Source organism: Bariatricus sp. HCP28S3_D3 (assembly GCF_052065755.1).
Lineage (GTDB): Bacteria > Bacillota > Clostridia > Lachnospirales > Lachnospiraceae > Allocoprococcus.
The window spans coordinates 125,097-145,023 of record NZ_JBQHTK010000005.1 but is presented as its reverse complement, the minus strand read 5'-3'; the positions used below and the strand labels follow the sequence as shown (position 1 = coordinate 145,023).

13 protein-coding genes and 1 pseudogene are annotated in these 19,927 nt (G+C 46.6%); 12 read left to right on the top strand and 2 right to left on the bottom strand.

Features of this window, described 5'->3' with window-relative positions; translation table 11 throughout:
- The first annotated feature begins 105 nt into the window (after positions 1-105).
- The 4 genes from ACTNB3_RS06230 to ACTNB3_RS06215 all read left to right on the top strand — a co-directional run bounded on the left by ACTNB3_RS06230 (position 106) and on the right by ACTNB3_RS06215 (position 4,943).
- Entirely contained in the window at positions 106-1,185 is a 1,080-nt protein-coding gene (locus ACTNB3_RS06230; RefSeq protein ID WP_427805782.1) for an ABC transporter substrate-binding protein, read from the top strand.
- Between the two features lie 152 nt (positions 1,186-1,337).
- On the top strand, positions 1,338-2,855 hold the full coding sequence (locus ACTNB3_RS06225; protein WP_427820376.1) for a sugar ABC transporter ATP-binding protein: 1,518 nt from the start codon (positions 1,338-1,340) through the stop codon (positions 2,853-2,855).
- Positions 2,848-3,918 carry an ABC transporter permease gene (locus ACTNB3_RS06220; RefSeq protein ID WP_427820377.1) on the top strand — a complete coding sequence of 357 codons (1,071 nt, stop codon included), beginning with the start codon at positions 2,848-2,850 and terminating at the stop codon, positions 3,916-3,918. The genes ACTNB3_RS06225 and ACTNB3_RS06220 overlap by 8 nt, the downstream gene beginning before the upstream one ends.
- Positions 3,918-4,943 (top strand): ABC transporter permease subunit, encoded by a 1,026-nt coding sequence (locus ACTNB3_RS06215; protein WP_427805779.1) that lies wholly within the window; start codon positions 3,918-3,920, stop codon positions 4,941-4,943. Before ACTNB3_RS06220 ends, ACTNB3_RS06215 begins: the two co-directional genes overlap by 1 nt.
- A gap of 45 nt (positions 4,944-4,988) precedes the next feature.
- Here ACTNB3_RS06215 and ACTNB3_RS06210 read toward each other — a convergent pair.
- Positions 4,989-5,696, bottom strand: a pseudogene (locus tag ACTNB3_RS06210) (carboxypeptidase-like regulatory domain-containing protein); the annotation flags it as partial.
- 116 nt (positions 5,697-5,812) lie between these two features.
- Here ACTNB3_RS06210 and ACTNB3_RS06205 point away from each other — a divergent pair.
- The 5 genes from ACTNB3_RS06205 to ACTNB3_RS06185 all read left to right on the top strand — a co-directional run bounded on the left by ACTNB3_RS06205 (position 5,813) and on the right by ACTNB3_RS06185 (position 13,007).
- A complete protein-coding gene (locus ACTNB3_RS06205; RefSeq protein WP_427820379.1) occupies positions 5,813-7,063 on the top strand; it encodes a transglutaminase domain-containing protein in 1,251 nt (416 codons plus the stop codon).
- 14 nt (positions 7,064-7,077) lie between these two features.
- A complete protein-coding gene (locus ACTNB3_RS06200) occupies positions 7,078-8,196 on the top strand; it encodes an aldo/keto reductase (protein ID WP_427805778.1) in 1,119 nt (372 codons plus the stop codon).
- A gap of 178 nt (positions 8,197-8,374) precedes the next feature.
- On the top strand, positions 8,375-9,445 hold the full coding sequence (locus ACTNB3_RS06195; protein ID WP_427805777.1) for a carbamoyl phosphate synthase small subunit: 1,071 nt from the start codon (positions 8,375-8,377) through the stop codon (positions 9,443-9,445).
- Positions 9,445-12,645, top strand: coding sequence for a carbamoyl-phosphate synthase large subunit (gene carB, locus ACTNB3_RS06190; protein WP_441024792.1), 3,201 nt, complete (start codon positions 9,445-9,447; stop codon positions 12,643-12,645). The genes ACTNB3_RS06195 and carB overlap by 1 nt, the downstream gene beginning before the upstream one ends.
- A 17-nt stretch (positions 12,646-12,662) precedes the next feature.
- Positions 12,663-13,007, top strand: a complete 345-nt coding sequence (locus ACTNB3_RS06185; RefSeq protein WP_427805871.1) for a cupin domain-containing protein — start codon at positions 12,663-12,665, stop codon at positions 13,005-13,007.
- A gap of 256 nt (positions 13,008-13,263) precedes the next feature.
- On the opposite strand, the gene ACTNB3_RS06180 is transcribed toward ACTNB3_RS06185, so the two are convergent.
- Positions 13,264-14,397, bottom strand: a complete 1,134-nt coding sequence (locus ACTNB3_RS06180) for a pyridoxal phosphate-dependent aminotransferase (RefSeq protein ID WP_441024791.1) — start codon at positions 14,395-14,397, stop codon at positions 13,264-13,266.
- 124 nt (positions 14,398-14,521) lie between these two features.
- Between ACTNB3_RS06180 and ACTNB3_RS06175 the strand changes: the two genes are divergently transcribed.
- From ACTNB3_RS06175 to ACTNB3_RS06165, 3 genes are all read left to right on the top strand, one after another.
- Positions 14,522-17,806, top strand: a complete 3,285-nt coding sequence (locus ACTNB3_RS06175; RefSeq protein WP_441024789.1) for a DUF5717 family protein — start codon at positions 14,522-14,524, stop codon at positions 17,804-17,806.
- Positions 17,807-17,872: 66 nt separating this feature from the next.
- On the top strand, positions 17,873-19,156 hold the full coding sequence (locus tag ACTNB3_RS06170; RefSeq protein ID WP_427805773.1) for a DUF5716 family protein: 1,284 nt from the start codon (positions 17,873-17,875) through the stop codon (positions 19,154-19,156).
- Positions 19,131-19,892, top strand: coding sequence for a hypothetical protein (locus ACTNB3_RS06165; RefSeq protein ID WP_427805772.1), 762 nt, complete (start codon positions 19,131-19,133; stop codon positions 19,890-19,892). The genes ACTNB3_RS06170 and ACTNB3_RS06165 overlap by 26 nt, the downstream gene beginning before the upstream one ends.
- The last annotated feature ends 35 nt before the right edge of the window (positions 19,893-19,927 follow it).

The following is a 19,927-nucleotide window of genomic DNA, read 5'->3' as shown; positions in this document are numbered from 1 at the left end:
CCTTTCAAAAAAGAATATTGATTGAGATTATGAATAAAAAACATATAATTTATTCTATAAGATGCATGCAATGATACATGCAAAAATAATAAAGGAGGTTTTGTTATGAAAAGAAAACTCGTGAGCGTATTACTTTGCGCAGCTATGGTTATGACGATGGCAATCGGCTGTGGCGGAAAGAAGGAAGCTGCTACTGAAGACGGAGGAGATTCAGCGGCAACAGAAGATTCCGGTTCTGATCTGATCACGGTTGGTTTCGCCCAGGTTGGTGCAGAATCTGACTGGCGTATGGCGAACTCTGAATCTATGAAAGAAACGTTCTCAGAAGAAAACGGATACGAACTGATTTTTGATGATGCTCAGCAGAAACAGGAAAACCAGATCAAAGCGATTCGTAACTTCATCCAGCAGGAAGTTGACTACATCGTACTTGCACCGGTTACAGAGACCGGTTGGGACACCGTTCTTCAGGAAGCAAAGGATGCAGGTATTCCGGTTATCACAGTTGACCGTATGGTAGATGTATCTGACGACAGCTTATATGAATCATACGTTGGCGGTAACTTCTTACTGGAAGGCCAGAAAGCGGCAGAATGGCTGAAAGCTTACGCTGACGCAAAAGGTATTACTGAACTGAATATCGCTCATATCCAGGGTACAATCGGTGCTTCTGCTCAGATCGGACGTACACAGGGTCTTGAAGAAGCAGCTGAAAAATACGGATGGAACATCGTAGCACAGCAGACCGGTGAATTTACACAGGCTAAAGGACAGGAAGTTATGGAATCTATGCTGAAACAGCATGATAACATCAACGTTGTTTACTGCGAAAACGATAACGAAGCATTTGGTGCAATCGATGCAATCAAAGCTGCAGGTAAGACAGTAGGACCGGACGGCGACATCCTTGTTATCTCATTTGACACTGTTAAAGCCGGTATCGAGATGACACTTACTGGCGATATCATTTGTAACGTAGAGTGTAACCCGCTTCACGGACCACGTGTTGAAGGCCTTATCCAGAAACTGGAAGCAGGCGAGACACTGGAAAAGATCGCTTATGTTGATGAAGGTATCTTTGCATTTGGTTCTGATGTGAAATCTGTTAAAATTGAAGGCGAATTCGCAGGTGAATATCCTGTAACAGAAGTGACACAGGAAGTTGTAGACGGACGTGCTTACTAAGAGATCGTGTATTCGTACATCGTATCAAAAACAGAATATGACGCATACATAGCGTAGTATAAAAGAGAGGCGTAGTAGAATAATCGGTCACTTTCCGAGTATACTGTTACGCCTCTGTCAGTAATATAAAGAGAGAAAGCAGGTGGGACGATATGGATGAAAATGTAGTATTGACTATGAAAGATATATCGAAAACATTTCCCGGCGTAAAAGCTCTTCAGCACGTGGATTTTACACTTCGAAAAGGTGAGATTCATGCGTTGATGGGCGAGAACGGTGCGGGAAAATCTACATTAATTAAAGTGCTTACCGGTGTTCATGATTTTGAGAGCGGCGAGATTAAGATGGCGGGAAACGACAGCCCGATCATCAACCGGTCACCGCAGGAAGCGCAGGAGCACGGAATCAGTACCGTGTATCAGGAAGTTAACTTGTGTCCGAATCTGACGGTGGCAGAGAATTTATTTATCGGACGTGAACCGAGAAAAGCCGGTTTTATCGACTGGAAAACCATGAATAAAAAAGCAACGGAGATTTTAGAGAGCCTGAATATAGATGCATCTGCGACACAGCTTCTGGAAGAGTGTTCTCTGGCCAGACAGCAGATGATCGCAATTGCACGTGCAGTTGATATGAAATGCCGTGTTTTGATTCTGGATGAACCGACATCTTCTCTGGATGATGACGAAGTAGAAAAGCTGTTTACTTTGATGAGAAAGCTGAGAAGTGACGGAGTAGGCATCATATTTGTCACTCATTTTCTGGAACAGGTATATGCGGTATGCGATAAGATCACGGTTTTGAGAAATGGTGAACTTGTCGGGGAATATTCGGTGGCAGAACTTCCTCGTGTTATGCTTGTAGCGAAGATGATGGGTAAAGATTTCGATGATCTTGCGGATATTAAGAGCGCTCACGGACAGCTGAAAGAGTTTATTCCTGTCATCGAGGCGGAAGGTCTTGAACATAAAGGCACGATTAAACCATTTGACCTTACCATACATAAAGGAGAAGTCATCGGTCTGTCCGGACTTCTCGGGTCCGGCCGTTCAGAACTAGTTCGTGCGATCTACGGTGCGGATAAGGCGGACGGAGGCAAGCTGAAGGTGAACGGAAAAGAAGCGAAGATTAACACGCCGCTTGATGCGATGAAGCTTGGTATGGCGTATCTGCCGGAAGACCGTAAGAAAGAAGGAATCCTTGCAGATCTGTCTGTGCGTGAAAATATCATCATTGCCCTTCAGGCAAAACGTGGTCTGTTCAAACCACTCAGCCGGAAAGAAATGGAAGATGCTGCGGATAAATATATCGAAATGCTTCAGATCAAAACAGCAAGCCGTGAAACTCCGATCAAGAGTCTTTCCGGTGGTAACCAGCAGAAGGCGATCATCGGACGCTGGCTGCTCACCAATCCGGAATATCTGATTCTGGATGAGCCGACCCGTGGTATCGATATCGGTACAAAGACCGAGATTCAGAAGCTGGTTCTTGATCTTGCGGATGAAGGAATGGCGGTTACTTTTATCTCATCCGAAGTGGAAGAAATGCTCCGTACCTGTTCGCGTATGGCGATCCTGCGCGACGGCAAGAAAGTCGGAGAACTTTCCGGTGATGAACTTTCTCAGGAAGGTATCATGAAAGCAATTGCAGGAGGTGGCGAGAATGAGTAATACAAAGTTTGATCTGAAAAAGATTACGTCAGCACGTCTGTTCATGCCGCTGGTTTGTCTTGCAGCTGTGCTTTTGGTTAATGTGATTACAACACCCGGTTTCTTTAAAGTTTCCATAAATAATGGAGTTCTCTTCGGGTATGTTATCGATGTGATCAACCGTGCATCCGAACTGGTGATCCTGGCGGTTGGTATGACCCTTGTAACGGCAGCTTCCGGCGGACAGGATATCAGTGTTGGCGCGATCATGGCAGTGACCGGTGCGGTATGCTGTCAGATTCTTACCGGCGGCGAACTGTCCGTTACCGAACACGCCGTTCCGCTTGTGGTTGGTATGTTGGTTGGTCTGTTGGCAGCGGCAGCCTGTGGTGCATTTAACGGTTTTCTGGTTGCGAAGCTGGGAATTCAGCCCATGATTGCAACGCTGATCCTGTTTACGGCAGGACGTGGTATTGCGCAGCTCGTGACAGCAGGACAGATTACATATGTTCGTACCGATTCTTATAAAGTACTTGGCGGATACTTTGCGAAATGTCCGATTCCGACGCCGGTGTTTGTAGCCATCTTTGTTGTAATCGTTGTTACGATTATTCTGAAGAAGACTGCGCTCGGACTTTATATTGAAAGTGTTGGTATCAACGGAAACGCGTCCAGATTGGTTGGTCTGAACTCGACACTGATTAAGTTCCTCACATACGTGATCTGCGGTGTTCTTGCCGGTGTTGCCGGACTGGTTGCTTCAAGCCGTATTTATTCTGCCGACTGTAACAATATCGGTCTGAATAATGAGATGGATGCCATTCTTGCAGTCGCTCTTGGCGGCAATGCTCTTGGCGGCGGTAAATTCAGCCTGATGGGATCTGTGATCGGTGCCTATACGATCCAGGCTCTTACGACCACACTCTATGCAATGAATGTAAAAGCGGACCAGCTTCCGGTCTACAAGGCAGTCGTTGTTGTGATTATCGTCATTCTTCAGAGCCCTGTATTCAAGAAATGGCTCGCAGGATTTAAGACAAAAAAAGCTGTCAGCAAAGCAGCTGCGGAAGGAGGAGCTAACTAATGAATAAGATCAAACAGCTAAAAAAACAGCTTAATGGAAATAGTTTCCTTCTTTTTATTACAGTTGCGCTGTTCGTTGCTATGTATGTTGCAGGTATGATCGTGTTTGCCGATAAAGGATTCGCGAAGCCGCAGATGTTTTTGAACCTGTTCATTACCGATGCGGGCCTTCTGGTAACATCCATGGGCCTTACGATCGTCATGATCTCAGGTGGAATTGATATTTCCGTAGGTTCGGTTACTGCGCTCGTATGTATGGTGACAGCCGTTTCTATGGAAAAATACGGATTGAATGCTTACACAACGATCGTGATCGCACTTCTGATCGGGCTTGCTTACGGTATCGTACAGGGATTTCTGGTATCTTATCTTGAAATCCAGCCGTTTATCGTAACCCTTGCAGGTATGTTCTTCGGACGTGGTATGACATCGATCGTCAGCGTGGATATGATTTCTATTACGAATGAAGTATTCCTGAAATGGGCGAAATTCAAAATCTATCTTCCGATTGGATCCTATAATAAAAAGGGTGTTTTTCTCCCGGCGTATATCTATCCGACGGTCGTGATCGCACTCTTGATCTGGATCGCGATTATGATCATTATGAAATTTACGAAATTCGGACGTTCGATCTACGCGGTCGGCGGAAATCAGCAGAGTGCATTGATGATGGGGCTGAATGTGAAGAAGATCAAATTTCAGGCATATATTCTGGACGGAATTCTGGCCAGCATCGGTGGATATCTTGTATGTCTTAACAGCTGTGCCGGTTTCGTTGAACAGGCAAAAGGTATGGAAATGGATGCCATCTCCGCATCTGTTATCGGCGGAACCCTTCTCTCCGGTGGTGTAGGTACTCCGTTCGGTACTTTGTTCGGCGTGTTGATCAAAGGTACGATCTCAAGCCTTATTACGACACAGGGTACACTTTCAAGCTGGTGGGTACGTATTGTGCTTTCTGCTCTGTTATGCTTCTTCATCATCCTGCAGAGTGTATTTGCGAAATTCAAGACACGTAATAAATAAGAAATTCTATATAAAGGAGCTGCTTCGGCAGCTCCTTTTCTTGCCGGTTATCCCGAATTTGTGGTGATTCCGGTACCATTCCGTATAGACACGGTTCAGAGTGAAGGACATGATCGCGAGCACATTTGCACGGATCGTATTTTCCGGCCAGGTGGCATAGATTTCGCTGGATGCCACATTTTTGATGTAATCTTTATACTTGACGTAGTAGTTTTTGGCAGTGGAATCTCTGGGAGAACCGTCGTGGACGACGATGAATTCCGGCACTACGACGCGGCTCAGGACGATTTCTCCGGTTTCATTGACCGGCTTGATCTCATCCTCGGGAATTTTGGGAGGATAGACACCGTAGAGTGTATGGGCCGGAATCACGAAGATCTCCGGCGGCTGTTCCGGCTCGATGGGCCGCATGCGTACATTCTGGAGCGCTGTGACATCCGCAAGGATCTCGGCACCGGAAATGCTGACCGGTTCGTATCCAGGGGCGGAAACGTTCAGGGTGTATTCGGAATAGGGTTGTTCCTCGATGGAAGGGTTCAGGCTGTATTCGAGAGGAGGGGATGCAAGTTCGATGGTATCCGTCTGACCGGACGAGTTGGTGGTCAGCTTCTCAATGGTATTTTCCGGGACACCGGAATAGGAGATCTCTATGGTGGCATCTTCTATGGGGCGGGCATTGATCTGGGAAGTGACCGACACCTGAAGCTTGCCGTGATAGGACGAATTCTCCTGCATTGTTTTGAGAAAATTCATATGGAAAACCTCACAAGGATGCTGTTATGAATAATATATTCCGATTCCCCGATATTGTGAAAAATTTCCGGTTATGATACAATTTGAAAGAAATCATTGTTGATTGGAGTCTGATTGTGGGAAGAAGAAATAGAAGAAAGAAAAAATCAGGATGTCTCGGAGCAGTCACTGTATTTCTCTGTTTTGCGGCTGGACTGATCTGTCTTAGTGCTGCGTATTTCCTGAGAAATCCGAATGCTTTTGAGGTGGTGGGATTTCTGAGCACGGAATCGGGAAAGGATGATGTTCCTCTGTTTGAAGAAGTGCGTGTCACGGAAGAGGAAATGGCGGACGGATTCTATTATGGACTGTTGGAGACAGAGGAAGAGAAGACGGTATATAAGGAAATCTATCAGGGACTGATGGAAGAAAAAGAACATATTTCGCTTCATGCATCAGGGGGAGAACTGGCAAATGCAGTTTTCCTGCATGTGTTGAATGATCATCCGGAAATCTTCTGGTGCGACGGGAATGCAGTGTCGACTTCGTATTCAGAGACGATTCTGCAGGAAGCCTATGTGGACTTTGCACCGAAATATTTGTGTACCGGCGAGGAGAAAGAGAGGAAAAAGCAGGAGATTGATGCTGCGGCCGGGGAATGTCTGGCGGCGATTCAGGAGACGGCATCCGACTATGAGAAAATTAAGTCGGTTTACGAATATCTGATCCAGACCGTGGAATATAATCTGGATGCGCCGGATAATCAAAATATCTACAGTGCACTGGCGGGGAAGGAATCCGTCTGCGCCGGATATGCACGGAGTACGCAGTATCTTCTGAACCGGCTGGGAATCGTCTGCGCCTATGTTACGGGAACGACGACGGATGCGGACGGAAATACGGAGGATCATGCGTGGAACATGGTACGCTGTGAGGGGGAATGGTATTTCGTGGATACGACGTGGGGCGATCCTATGTTTCAACAGGAAGAGGAGCAGGTCGCTTCCAGAGCGATGACCTACGATTATCTTTGCTGTACGGAGGATATGATTTTACGAACGCATACTCTGAAAGAGGGATATGATTATCCCGAATGTGGGCCGGACCGGTGGAATTACTATCGCATGAACGGGATGTTTTATGAGAGCTATGAACGGGATACGCTGCTTGAAGCTATGTATGATTCGATCGATGCGGGTGAGGCGAGCGTTATCTTTAAATTCGTAAGTGATGCCGTGTATGAACAGGCACACGATGCGGTCACAGGAGAACTGGTTCAGGAAGGCGCTTCGTATCTTGGCAGGATGTATGGGCTCAGGGAAGTTCATTATTCTTATGTGGAGGAACCGCTTCTGGATAAACTTACAATCTATTGGAATTATTCATAAAGGAGGAACAAGAAATGTATTATAAGCAGTATGGAGACACGGATATGAAGGTTTCGGCAGTCGGGCTTGGAACCATGCGGTACGATGAGGAGGACGTAAAGGCGGGACGTCTGGAAAAATGTGCCGAGATTCCGCTCTACGCATTTGAGAAGGGAATCAATTACTGGGATACGGCACCTGCCTATTGTCATGACAAGAGTGAGATCATTACCGGAATCGCACTTTCCCAGGTGAAACGAAGCGACGTGTATGTGACTTCCAAGGTAAATCTCGGAACGTTGAACGAAGATGCAAGCCGGGATAATTTCCGGAGGAGACTGGAGACATCTTTAGACCGGCTGAAGACGGATTATATTGATTTCTATCATATGTGGTGCATGCTGAACCTGGAGTCCTGGGAGAAGCACATGGAACTTTTATACGGTTTCTTTGAAGAGGCGAAGTCAGAGGGACTGATCCGGAATATTGTATTTTCTTCCCATATGCAGGGAAATGATATCGAGAAAGTTGTGGAGACCGGGAAATTTAAGGGAATGCTGATCGGCTACAATGCGCTCAACTACCGGTTCCGCCAGAGCGGGATCAAAGCGGCTCATGAGAATGGAATGGGTGTGGTTGTCATGAATCCGCTCGGCGGCGGTCTGATTCCGCAGAATCCGGATGCTTTTTCCTATCTGACAAGGGGAACGGATCTGACGGTTCCACAGGCGGCGCTCCGGTTTGTGGCTTCCCACAAGGAGATCACGGTTGCGCTGGCAGGATGCACGACGAAGGAACATGTGGATGACGCTGTGAAGGCAGTCGAAAATCTGGAAGAACGTCCGGCAGAGGAAATCGCGGCCATGTATGAGGCAGAAGGTCTTTCTTTCAATAACCTGTGTACCGGCTGCAGTTACTGTAAGGGATGCCCGAAGGAAATTCCAATTCCGAAGATGATGGATGCATACAATCAGTACATACTGACCGGCAAGAAGGATGCAATTACATCCAGAATTGCATATCATTGGGATATTCCGAAAGCGAAAGCGGCAGAATGCATCGGATGCAGAAAATGTGAGAGACAGTGCACACAGCATCTTCCAATCGTTGAGCGGCTTGCCGAGATCGCAGCACTTCCGGACATTGAGGAATAAGGACATAAGAACGATAAGTCAGATGAAGAAGTAAATTAGTAGTTGAAATCTGGTCTCATATGTGTTAGAATTTTTACAATTTGAGAAAGTGGGCGCTCATGGTTGAGGAAAAGACTCCATGAGTGCCTTCTTTTAAGGATTGATGAAGTAAAATACTATGAAGGGATAAGGTGAACATATGAAAGCGTTTCTAATTTTAGAAGATGGAACTGTGTTCGAAGGAACGAGCATCGGGTCGACAAGAGACATGATTAGTGAGATAGTATTTAATACCTCAATGACAGGATATTTAGAGGTGCTTACAGACCCTTCTTACGCCGGACAGGCCGTTGTTATGACATATCCATTGATTGGAAATTATGGGATCACACCGGATATGGAATCGAAAAAAGCGTGGCCGGATGGTTATATCGTAAGAGAATTGTCAAGAATGCCAAGCAATTTCAGATGTGAAGGAACGATTCAGGATTTTCTGAAAGAACAGGATATTCCGGGAATTGCAGGAGTTGATACCAGAGCACTGACGAAGATTCTCCGTGAAAAGGGAACGATGAACGGCATGATCACTACCAATGAGAATTACGATCTGGAAGAGATCATTCCGAAGCTGCACGCGTACAAAGTAGGGGATGTCGTCTCCAAAGTGACCTGCAGTGAAAAATATGTAATTGAAGGAAACGGCCCGAAGGTTGCTCTCATGGACTTCGGGGCTAAGAATAATATCGCAAAGTCTTTAAATCAGCGTGGCTGTGAAGTGACGGTCTATCCGGCTCACACGACGGCTGCTGAGATCATTTCCAGCAATCCGGACGGAATTATGTTATCAAACGGACCGGGAGACCCGGCGGATTGCACCTCCATTATTGAAGAAGTTAAAAAATTATATAATTCCGATATTCCGATTTTCGCGATCTGTCTGGGACACCAGCTTATGGCGCTTGCTAATGGTGCGAAAACATACAAATTAAAGTACGGACACCGCGGAGGAAATCATCCGGTTAAGGATCTGGAGACGGGAAGAGTCTATATTTCGTCACAGAATCACGGATATGCAGTCGATGCGGACAGTCTGGATCCATCTGTGGCAGTTCCGGCATTTGAAAATGTCAATGACAAGACGAATGAAGGAATGGCATATATCGGTAAGAACATTTTTACGGTGCAGTTCCATCCGGAAGCCTGCCCGGGACCGCAGGACTCCGGCTATTTGTTTGACAGATTCATGAAGATGATGGGAGGAACAAAATAATGCCAAGAAATCAGGATATTAAGAAAGTATTAGTGATCGGTTCCGGTCCGATCATCATCGGGCAGGCAGCGGAATTTGACTATGCGGGAACGCAGGCCTGCCGTTCTCTGAAAGAAGAGGGGCTGGAAGTTGTCCTTCTGAATTCAAACCCGGCAACGATTATGACAGATAAAGATATCGCGGACCGTGTGTATATTGAACCGCTTACAACGGAAGTGGTAGAACAACTGATTCTGAAGGAACAGCCGGACAGCGTCCTGCCTACACTGGGCGGACAGGCCGGACTGAATCTTGCGATGGAGCTGGAAGAGGCAGGTTTCTTAAAAGAGCATAATGTCCGTCTGATCGGTACCACAGCAGAGACGATCAAAAAGGCGGAAGACCGTCTGGAATTCAAGGCCACCATGGAGAAGATCGGGGAACCGGTAGCAGCGTCCCTTGTCGTGGAAAATGTGGAAGACGGTGTTGCATTTGCGGCTAAGATTGGATATCCGGTCGTGCTTCGTCCTGCATACACCCTCGGCGGAAGCGGCGGCGGTATCGCACACAATGTGGTGGAACTGGAAGAAATCCTGGCGAACGGACTGAGACTTTCCCGTGTCGGACAGGTTCTGGTCGAACGCTGCATCGCAGGCTGGAAGGAAATCGAATATGAGGTGATGCGTGACAGCAAGGGCAACTGCATTACCGTATGTAATATGGAAAATATTGACCCGGTGGGGGTTCATACCGGAGACAGTATCGTAGTCGCTCCGTCCCAGACTCTGGGAGACAAGGAGTACCAGATGCTCCGTACCTCTGCGCTGAATATCATCAGCGAGCTGAATATCACCGGCGGATGTAACGTGCAGTACGCGCTTCATCCGGAGACTTTTGAATACTGTGTAATCGAAGTAAATCCGCGTGTAAGCCGTTCTTCCGCGCTGGCTTCCAAGGCGACCGGTTATCCGATTGCGAAGGTTGCGGCCAAGATCGCGCTGGGATATACGCTGGATGAGATCAAAAATGCAGTTACGAAGAAGACTTACGCAAGTTTCGAGCCGATGCTGGATTACTGCGTAGTCAAGATGCCGAGACTTCCGTTTGATAAATTCATCAGTGCGAAGAGAACCCTTACCACACAGATGAAGGCGACCGGAGAGGTCATGAGTATCTGTGATAACTTTGAGGGAGCCCTGATGAAGGCAATCCGCTCACTGGAACAGCATGTGGATAGTCTGATGTCCTATGATTTCACCGCACTTTCCAGAGAGGAGATCCTGGAAAAACTGGAGATCGTAGATGACCGCCGTATCTGGCTGATTGCAGAAGCAATCCGCAAGGGAATCAGCTACGATGAGATCCATAACATCACCAAGATCGACAAATGGTTTATCGACAAGATCGCGATCCTGGTAGAGATGGAACAGGCACTGAAGACACAGGAACTTACTCCGGAACTTTTAAAAGAAGCAAAACGAATCGAATTCCCGGACAATGTGATTGCGCGGCTGACCGGAAAGAGTGAGCGCCAGATCCATGACATGCGCCATGAAAACGGAATCGTTGCAGCCTATAAGATGGTCGATACCTGTGCGGCAGAATTCGCGGCAGAGACACCGTATTACTATTCCGTATTCGGCAGTCAGAATGAAGTGGAAGAGACCAGTGGCAAGAAGAAAGTTCTGGTACTTGGTTCCGGACCGATCCGAATCGGACAGGGAATCGAATTTGACTTCTGTTCTGTACATTGTACCTGGGCATTTGCAAAAGAAGGCTATGAGACGATTATTGTAAATAACAATCCGGAGACGGTAAGTACCGACTTCGATATCGCAGATAAATTGTATTTTGAACCGCTCACACCGGAAGATGTGGAGAGTATTGTGGATCTGGAAAAACCGGACGGAGCCGTGGTGCAGTTCGGTGGCCAGACGGCGATCAAACTGACCGAATCCCTGATGAAGATGGGAGTCCCGATCCTCGGAACCGCTGCGGAAGATGTAGACGCCGCGGAAGACAGAGAACTCTTTGACGAGATCCTGGCACAGTGCAACATCCCGCGCCCGAAGGGAGACACCGTATTTACCGCAGAGGAAGCAAAAGAGGTTGCAAATCGTCTCGGTTATCCGGTATTGGTTCGTCCTTCCTACGTGCTTGGCGGACAGGGCATGCAGATTGCAATCAACGATCACGATATCGACGAATTCATCGGTATCATCAACCGGATCGCGCAGGATCACCCGATCCTGGTAGATAAATATCTCCAGGGAAAAGAGATCGAGGTCGATGCGGTCTGCGACGGCGAGGATATCCTGATTCCGGGAATCATGGAACATATTGAACGTGCAGGAATCCATTCCGGCGACAGTATTTCGGTTTACCCGGCACAGAGCATTTCCGAAGTGACAAAACGCAAAATTGAAGAATATACAAAACGACTTGCCAAAGCGCTGCATGTGATCGGTATGATCAACATTCAGTTCATCGTATGCGGCGAAGAAGTCTATGTTATTGAGGTCAATCCTCGTTCCAGCCGTACGGTGCCGTATATCAGTAAGGTGACGGGTATTCCGATCGTACCGCTTGCAACCCAGGTGATCATCGGACACAAGATCAAAGAACTCGGCTATACTCCGGGGCTTCAGAAAGAAGCGGACTATATCGCGATCAAGATGCCGGTATTCTCCTTTGAGAAGATCCGCGGCGCGGACATCAGCCTCGGACCGGAAATGAAGTCCACCGGTGAGTGTCTTGGTATTGCAAAGACATTTAATGAAGCACTTTATAAAGCATTCCTCGGTGCAGGTGTCAACCTTCCGAAATATAAGAATATGATCATGACAGTACGTGATGATGATAAACCGGAGGCAGTGGAGATCGGACGCAGATTCCGTGCACTGGGTTACCGCATTTTCGCAACAAGAGGAACCGCAGATTATCTGAATGAGCATGGTGTCAAGGCAATCGCAATCAAGAAAATCGAGCAGGAATCTCCGAACCTGATGGATCTGATCCTGGGACATCAGATCGATCTGGTTATTGATACACCTCCGCAGGGAGCAGATCGCTCCAGAGACGGATTCTTGATCCGTAGAAATGCGATCGAGACCGGTGTCAACGTCCTTACCGCGATGGATACCGCAAACGCGCTTGTAACCAGTTTGGAAAATACCGATATCCGGCAACTTACGTTGATCGATATCGCGAAGATTAAATAAAAGTGCAGGTGAGAATGATGACAAAAGCAAATGAAAGAGAGACGCTCAAAATTGAAAACATGTCCGGAGGAGCAGGCTATATCCTGAAAGAAGTGCTGCTTGGCAAAGAAGAAATGGGAGAGTACTGCAAGCTGTTCGGACAGGTGACTCTCAAACCGGGATGCGAAATCGGATACCATGAGCATCACGGAGAGACAGAGACTTACTATATCGTAAAGGGATCCGGAGTCTATACAGATAATGGGGAAAAATACCCGGTGGAGACAGGGGACGTAACCTTCTGCAAAGATGGAAGCGGACATGGGCTGCTGAATACCGGTGATGAAGATATGGTGATTATTGCATTGATTTTGTTTGTTTAAATCGGACGGCCCCGGAGGAGACACAGGGATTTCTCACTCCGGAGAACGGACAAAATTCGGCAGGCTGTTCGCCCTTTTGGGCGGACAGTCTGCCTTTTTTGTTCGTTCTAGTCGCAATACAATCCCTGTGTCTCCTCCGGGGCCTGGGGATTTAAGACGGGAATTCGTAGGGGCAAGACGGGAGGGAGTCGACTAAGATCTACTGATTGGATTAAAATGATTTGACGCCTTTGGGAGGCGCGAATCATTTTAGCTTTCATTTTAAAGTATGTGTATAGTTGTTCAGTTCATTCAGGAGTCGGATGTTATCCTGGGGAGACATGATGCAGAAGCGGATGTATTCGCCTTTGAGCTGTTCGAAGGTGGAACAGTCGCGTATCATGAGGCCCTGGCGGATGAGGTGATCGAAGGCTTCCTGGGAGGTGAGGCCGGGGGTGAGCAGGCGGACCAGGATGAAATTGGCGTAGGCCGGGTAGGTTTTCAGGTGGCTGTTGCCTGCCAATGTTTCCAGCATGCGGGCGCGTTCGCTAAGGATCAGGGAGCGGGTTCTGGAAATATAGGATTCGTCGGTGAGCATGAGCCTGCCGGCGAGTGCGCCGATGCTGCTAAGGCTCCATGGGTTCTGCATCTGGATCAGGGATGAGAGAAAATCGTGGTTGCTTGTGGCACCGTAGCCCAGGCGCAGTCCGGGGGCTGCAAAGAATTTGGAGACGCCGCGCAGAACCATTAGTTCGGGATAGTCCGGGACGAGCTGCATGGCGGTGATCTCACTGATGTCGGGAGCAAATTCGACATAGGTTTCATCGATCATGAGGAAGCTTCCGGCACTGCGGCAAGTTTCCAGTATGGTGCGGATCTCTTCCTTGCTGAGGGCGGAGGAGGTCGGATTATTCGGGTTGCAGATGATGACAAGATCGTAGTCATTTTCCCGGATCGTACGGCAAAAATCCGGAATATCCAGATGGAAATCCAGTTCTTCTTTTAAATTATAATAGGAAAGAGAGCTTTCTGTAAGGGTAAGCTCCCGGCTGTATTCGGAATAGGTAGGGCCGAGAAGCAGCGCTTTTTTGGGGCGTCTAGTCTGAATGAGAAGTGAAATGAGTTCCGTGGAGCCATTTCCGACGATGATATGTTCCGGAGATGGAGTTTTGGCATCACAGGAACCGTGTGTGCCAAGATATTGGCTGATCGCAGTCTTTAGTTCGGTGTAATTCCGGTCAGGGTATGAGGACAGGACATCCAGATTCGCGGCGAGCTGTTCTTTTACGTAGGAAGAAAGTCCGAGTGGGTTGACATTTGCTCCAAAGCTTACGATCTGCTCTTTTGGTATGTGGTAATAGGCCTCGACCGCTTCCAGATCGCTGCCGTGAAATTGTGGTTTTGTATTCATAATATAGTTCTCCTTTTCTGAAGTACGTTTTTTCAGATTTGCGTTGCCTGATAAGTCGAATAATGTTATAATTCATTATAATGCCTTTTTGAAAAAATGCAATGCAAGAAGTAGGTGGCTTAGCATGAAGAATAAAATTAAACGATTTTCCAAGGGAGATTTTGGCATGGCCAGACCGGATATTGTACTTCCGGAGACGAATCTCGTACTGACAATTGGAGAAGGTGAAGTGTATCGCGGATGCTTTACCCTGAAGAACAGGAAAGAAGGAGATATCAGAGGACTTGTATATCCTTCTTCTTTTCGTGTACATCTTGATGAACAGGGATTTGAGGGGAATCCGGTAGAAATCTGGTTCACATATGACGGGAAGGGACTGAAGCCGGGACATGTAGAATCAGGGAAATTTACGATCGTGTGCAGTGGCGGAGAATTTGAAGTAACATACACTGTGATTATAGAGAAACCATATATCATGACTTCTTATGGAAAGGTGCAGAATACCCGTGATTTTAAGAAACTGGCACTTCAGGATTTTACAGAGGCTCAGAGACTGTTCCGTTCCAGAGATTTCTATGAAGTGATTAAGTATGAAGAGCCGCGGATCCGCGCCCTTTATGATAATATGCGAAAATGGTCGCTGGGCGAACAGGCAATGGAAGAGTTTCTGGTGGGAATCAAGCAGAAAGAGTGCATTTTCCTGACAATGGGAAGGACTCAGAGAACGTTCCGTAACCTGAAGGAAGCGACGAAAGAGATCATTCATTTTACAAAGAATACCTGGGGATATATGCCGGTGAGAGTCCATGTGGACGGGAAGTTTATCCAGATTGCAAGAGACAATTTTTCGACAGATGATTTTGTCGGAAATCTGTATGATTTCAGCTATATCATCCATCCGGAGAAGACCCATGCCGGGAACAATTACGGAAAGATCGTGTTTGAGAGTCCGTATGAATCACTGACCTATGAGATCATGGTGGCGGATCACAAGGATCATGCGGAAGACCACAGAGATGCGGATATGATCTTTGCAGAGGTGATGAAGGAGTTTCTCGCCAGCATGTCGGGAAGAATTCCGGTAAAAGAATGGGCGGAACATACGAGAGAGAAGCTCTCGAAGCTGGATATCTACACGGGCGAAGGCGATGTGTATCCGCTGATCGATGCACATATGCATCTGCTCTGCGGAGAGGTCAGCGAGGCAAATGATATTCTGGACGACTATAATTACAGTCGTTTCGGGATTGGAAAGGATGCAATCGTTTCTGCATATTACCTGTATCTTACAGCCTTGATCCGCAAGACAGGAAGCCATGTAAATCGAGTGGTGGAAGAACTGAATAAAGCATATATGAAGCGGCCTAGATCATGGCAGCTTGTCTGTATGCTGGTCGAGATCGATCCGGAATATAAGAATTACAGCAAGAGACTCCACGTTCTGGAACGACACTACTATAACGGAGCGAATCAGATCATCCTTTACTGGCAGGCATACCGCTGTTTCCTGGAACATCCGACTTCGCTGAAGAAGCTCGGCTCTTTTGAGGTGCAGATCCTGAATTTCGCTGTGAAATATAAATTACTCACCAAGGACATTGCGCTTTATATGGCAAATCTTGCGACGCAGCAGAGAAATTACGACAAGAATCTGGATCGGGTCCTTCGAAAAGTGTATGCGATGTATCCGGATACCATGATTCTCACTGCAATTTGTACATTGCTCATCCGCGGAAACAGAACGACTCCGGATTGCTTTGAATGGTATGAAAAAGCAGTCGAAGCCGATCTTAAGATTGCGCAGCTGTATGAGTATTATATGATGACGATCGACGATGATCATCTCAAAAAAGAATTTCCGAAATCGGTATATCTGTATTTTATGCATGGAAATAATCTGAATTATAAAAAAGCGGCGGTACTGTATGCGAATATGATTTCCTATCAGGATGAGACAGGACCATTGTATGCAGCGTATCGTGAACAGATGGAGCGTTTTGCGTGGGAGCAGCTGGAACAGCGGAGAATCAATGAGGCGCTGCGGATCATTTACAAACGCTGTTGCACCGAGCGTGATATGACACCGGAACGGATGAAGGCGATGTACGATATCTGTCATGCTTACGAAGTAAAAACGCCTATGAAGAATATGGCGTATATCCTGGTTCTGGAACCGGATGGGACGATTGGACAGAGAGTGGCCTATAATCCTGCCGGAACGATCGTTTACTTATACAGTAAAGACTCTCGGATCGTGTGGGAGTCCAAGGAAGGAAGGCATTATGTGGATTCGATTCCCTATGATACAATCCGGCTGTTTTATGAAAGCCGTTATATGGAAATTTTCCGCAAATACCAGCTTGAAAACGGCGATGGTGGATACAAGAGAGAACAGGAAGAATTAAACTGGAAGAGTATCCGTGAATATGGAATAGATGCGTTTGAGGAAGCGGATATTTTCCGCCTCTGCAGTATGCGGATCCGGGAAGAAGGATATGAGGAAGACGATTTCCTGAGTTATGTATGCTTTGAACTCTTTAAACGAGATCAGTATGATAAAGTGACACTGACGTATCTTTCCGAATACTATTGCGGCGCTACGGAAGATATGAAGAAATTGTGGCATAAGGCGAGAGATTACGATATTACCACTTATAAACTGTCAGAGCGTATCATCACGCAGATGCTTTTCTCTGAAATGATGTTCGGAGAAGAAGAAATTTTTGCGGATTATTATGAGGGCCGCACCTATTTCCGCCTGAAACAGGCATATCTGGCCTATGTATCGCGCGAGTATGTGGTATGCGGGCGTCAGGTAAAAGGATGCGTTTTTACGATTATTGCAAATGAATACCGGAAGGAAGAGGAACTGGCCGACATCTGTAAGATCGCTCTTCTGAAATACTATTCCAGCCGGGAAGTGCACAAGGAACTGGAGCCGATGCTGAGAGAGTTTCTGAGAGAAATGTGTGAAAAGCAGGTTTTCTTTTCATTCTATTTGAACTATCCCGAAACCTGGCTGAGAGAAGTACAGCTTTATGACAAGACGATGATCGAATATCATGCGAAACCGGGCAGCAAAGTGACGGTATCTTATCAGATCAGGAAAGATGGCAACGACAGTCTGAATTATCAGCAGGAAGCATTAACGCCTGCATATGAAGATACTTATATTAAGACCTGGATTCTCTTTGGAGACGAATCGCTCCGGTATTATTTTACTGAAACCGGAAATGGAGAAGTTACGGTAACGGAGAAACATGTCTATGAACCAAAGCAGGTGAAGCCGATCGGCCGTTACGGAAGGCTGAATGATATGGTCGGATTGAAAGAAGACGCATTGCAGATCGCCATGACCGAATATGCTGCGGAACTGGCGCTGGCGGAAGACATTTTCGTCGCTTATTAAATGAAATTACGGAGTTAAGGTCTTTTGCCCCACGATGCTTACGGATAATTTAAGGAGGAATACTTCATGTCACATGGAAGTATCATAGGATACGATATTAATTCGAAGATTTGCCAGATCAGTTTTCTGAATGAAGAAACGCAGGAACCGGATACACTGGATACCGGGTCGGAGAATCATCAGATCCCGCTGGCAATGACATATTATAAAGAAGTGTGGACATATGGAAAAAATGCGAAAAGAATGGGCAGTGTACGCGGGAGTGTGCAGGTTACCGATATCTGGGAGAAAGCACTGAAAAAGGAACGGCTTCAGATTGCGGGAGAAGAGTTTGAAGCGGTATGGCTTCTGGCAGAATTTATACGGCAGACGCTGCAGTCTTTTGAAAAGATAGAAAGTATCACTTTTACTGTACCGGAGATGAGCGAGGATATTCGTTATTTAATGAAAGGAATCGGGCAGAAACTGGGTGTTATGAAGGAAAATATTTACGTTCAGGATTATAAAGAAAGTTTCTGCCATTATATGTTTAACCAGCCCAAGGAACTATGGCAGTATGAATCGGCACTTTTCTATTGTGATCAGGATGTGATACGTGCTTTTATGCTTCGGGAGCTGAAGACCGGTTACCGGAAAGGAAAGGAAAGCTTTGTGACGGTCGATAAAGTGGCAGAAGCGCAGATGGAAGAGCTGGAATCCGTGTATCCGGTTTTAAATGTGGATAAGGCGAAAGCAGCAGATGAACATTTCAAAAGCTTTATTCAAAGCGTGTTTGATAAGAAAGTGGTTTCCTCCGTCTTCCTGACCGGTGACGGGTTTGAGAATAACTGGTATCCGAATTCGCTGAGAGTTCTCTGCAACGGACGAAGAGCCTTTATGGGAAACAATCTCTACAGCAAAGGTGCATGCTATACGGCGATGCAGCGCAGTATGGATCTGATCGACGGACCGGTCTACCTGGATGAGACGAAGATGACGGAACAGATCTGTCTGAAAATGCGCAGCCGGGGAGAAGAAGGGTGGTATCCACTGGTTGCGTGGGGATCACACTGGTATGAATCGGACCGGCAGTGCGAGGTGCTGTTGGAGGATAATCAGGATATCGAGATTCATATCGAATCTCTGGTAACGGGAAAGCTCCGTGTGGAGACGGTTTCACTGGAAGGGCTTCCGGAACGTAAGAATTATGCCTTGCGGCTTCGGATACGCACGATGTTCACCGATGAACGGACCTGCCACATAACATTTGAGGATGTGGGATTCGGAGAATTCTTCCCGCCGACGGGATTTTTTACGGAAAAAGTGATTGAATTAGGAGGAAGCAATGGGCAGTTTAATTCTTTGTCATAAAAAACGCGCGAAGCATCCATATGAAATAACCCGTATCCACAAGCGGATTTATACAATTGAAGAGCTGTGCTATTACCTCTGTAATAACCTGTATCTGATTGATTATACGATTATCAACGAACAGCTTTGCCGCTGGATTCGGGATGAACTGGAATTGGTTTCGTTGGCGGAGTCTTTGATGGAAATGTTGAAAAATCATGTTTCTGTGGAGCAGTTTGTACTGTATGTCCTGAACGATGCCAAGATATATACTCAGGGCGAACTGGCTCATATTCAGAATGTGCTCGAAAAGTTGAAAAACCAGAAAGAAGTGGAACGCCAGAAATACAAGGCTGACACACTTATGGAAAGTGGAGAGTTGGAGTCCGCGATTCTTGTCTATATGTCGATCGTGAACAGTGAGCGGGATGACAGCGTGGACAAACGTTTTTATGGAAGAGTATATGCCTGTCTTGCGAGTGCATATGGAAGAGCGTTTCTTTACGAGGAATCCGCCAGGATGTACGAGAAGGCATATAAGATATGTGAAGACAGCCGGATGCTGGAAGGATATGTCTATGCCTGCTACCGGTATATGCCGGTGGACGAGTATCAGAAAATGATCTCAGGAAACCAGATTTTCCTTGAAGTGGATAATAAACTTGCAGAAAAAATTGCCAGGGAAAAGGGAAAAATTTCGTTAAAGGCATCGCCGGAGCTTCTGGAAGAGTGGAAGAGAGAATACAGAAGAGGGTAAAAAAGATTGATTTTCTATATTCGGTGTATTATACT

What these genes read in the sequence shown, in the direction of transcription:
- ACTNB3_RS06230 (WP_427805782.1), top strand. Translation starts at nt 106, where the DNA reads ATGAAAAGAAAACTCGTGAGCGTATTACTTTGCGCAGCTATGGTTATG.
- ACTNB3_RS06225 (WP_427820376.1), top strand. Translation starts at nt 1,338, where the DNA reads ATGGATGAAAATGTAGTATTGACTATGAAAGATATATCGAAAACATTT.
- ACTNB3_RS06220 (WP_427820377.1), top strand. Translation starts at nt 2,848, where the DNA reads ATGAGTAATACAAAGTTTGATCTGAAAAAGATTACGTCAGCACGTCTG.
- ACTNB3_RS06215 (WP_427805779.1), top strand. Translation starts at nt 3,918, where the DNA reads ATGAATAAGATCAAACAGCTAAAAAAACAGCTTAATGGAAATAGTTTC.
- ACTNB3_RS06200 (WP_427805778.1), top strand. Translation starts at nt 7,078, where the DNA reads ATGTATTATAAGCAGTATGGAGACACGGATATGAAGGTTTCGGCAGTC.
- ACTNB3_RS06195 (WP_427805777.1), top strand. Translation starts at nt 8,375, where the DNA reads ATGAAAGCGTTTCTAATTTTAGAAGATGGAACTGTGTTCGAAGGAACG.
- carB (WP_441024792.1), top strand. Translation starts at nt 9,445, where the DNA reads ATGCCAAGAAATCAGGATATTAAGAAAGTATTAGTGATCGGTTCCGGT.
- ACTNB3_RS06185 (WP_427805871.1), top strand. Translation starts at nt 12,663, where the DNA reads ATGACAAAAGCAAATGAAAGAGAGACGCTCAAAATTGAAAACATGTCC.
- ACTNB3_RS06180 (WP_441024791.1), bottom strand. Translation starts at nt 14,397, where the DNA reads ATGAATACAAAACCACAATTTCACGGCAGCGATCTGGAAGCGGTCGAG.
- ACTNB3_RS06175 (WP_441024789.1), top strand. Translation starts at nt 14,522, where the DNA reads ATGAAGAATAAAATTAAACGATTTTCCAAGGGAGATTTTGGCATGGCC.
- ACTNB3_RS06170 (WP_427805773.1), top strand. Translation starts at nt 17,873, where the DNA reads ATGTCACATGGAAGTATCATAGGATACGATATTAATTCGAAGATTTGC.
- ACTNB3_RS06165 (WP_427805772.1), top strand. Translation starts at nt 19,131, where the DNA reads ATGGGCAGTTTAATTCTTTGTCATAAAAAACGCGCGAAGCATCCATAT.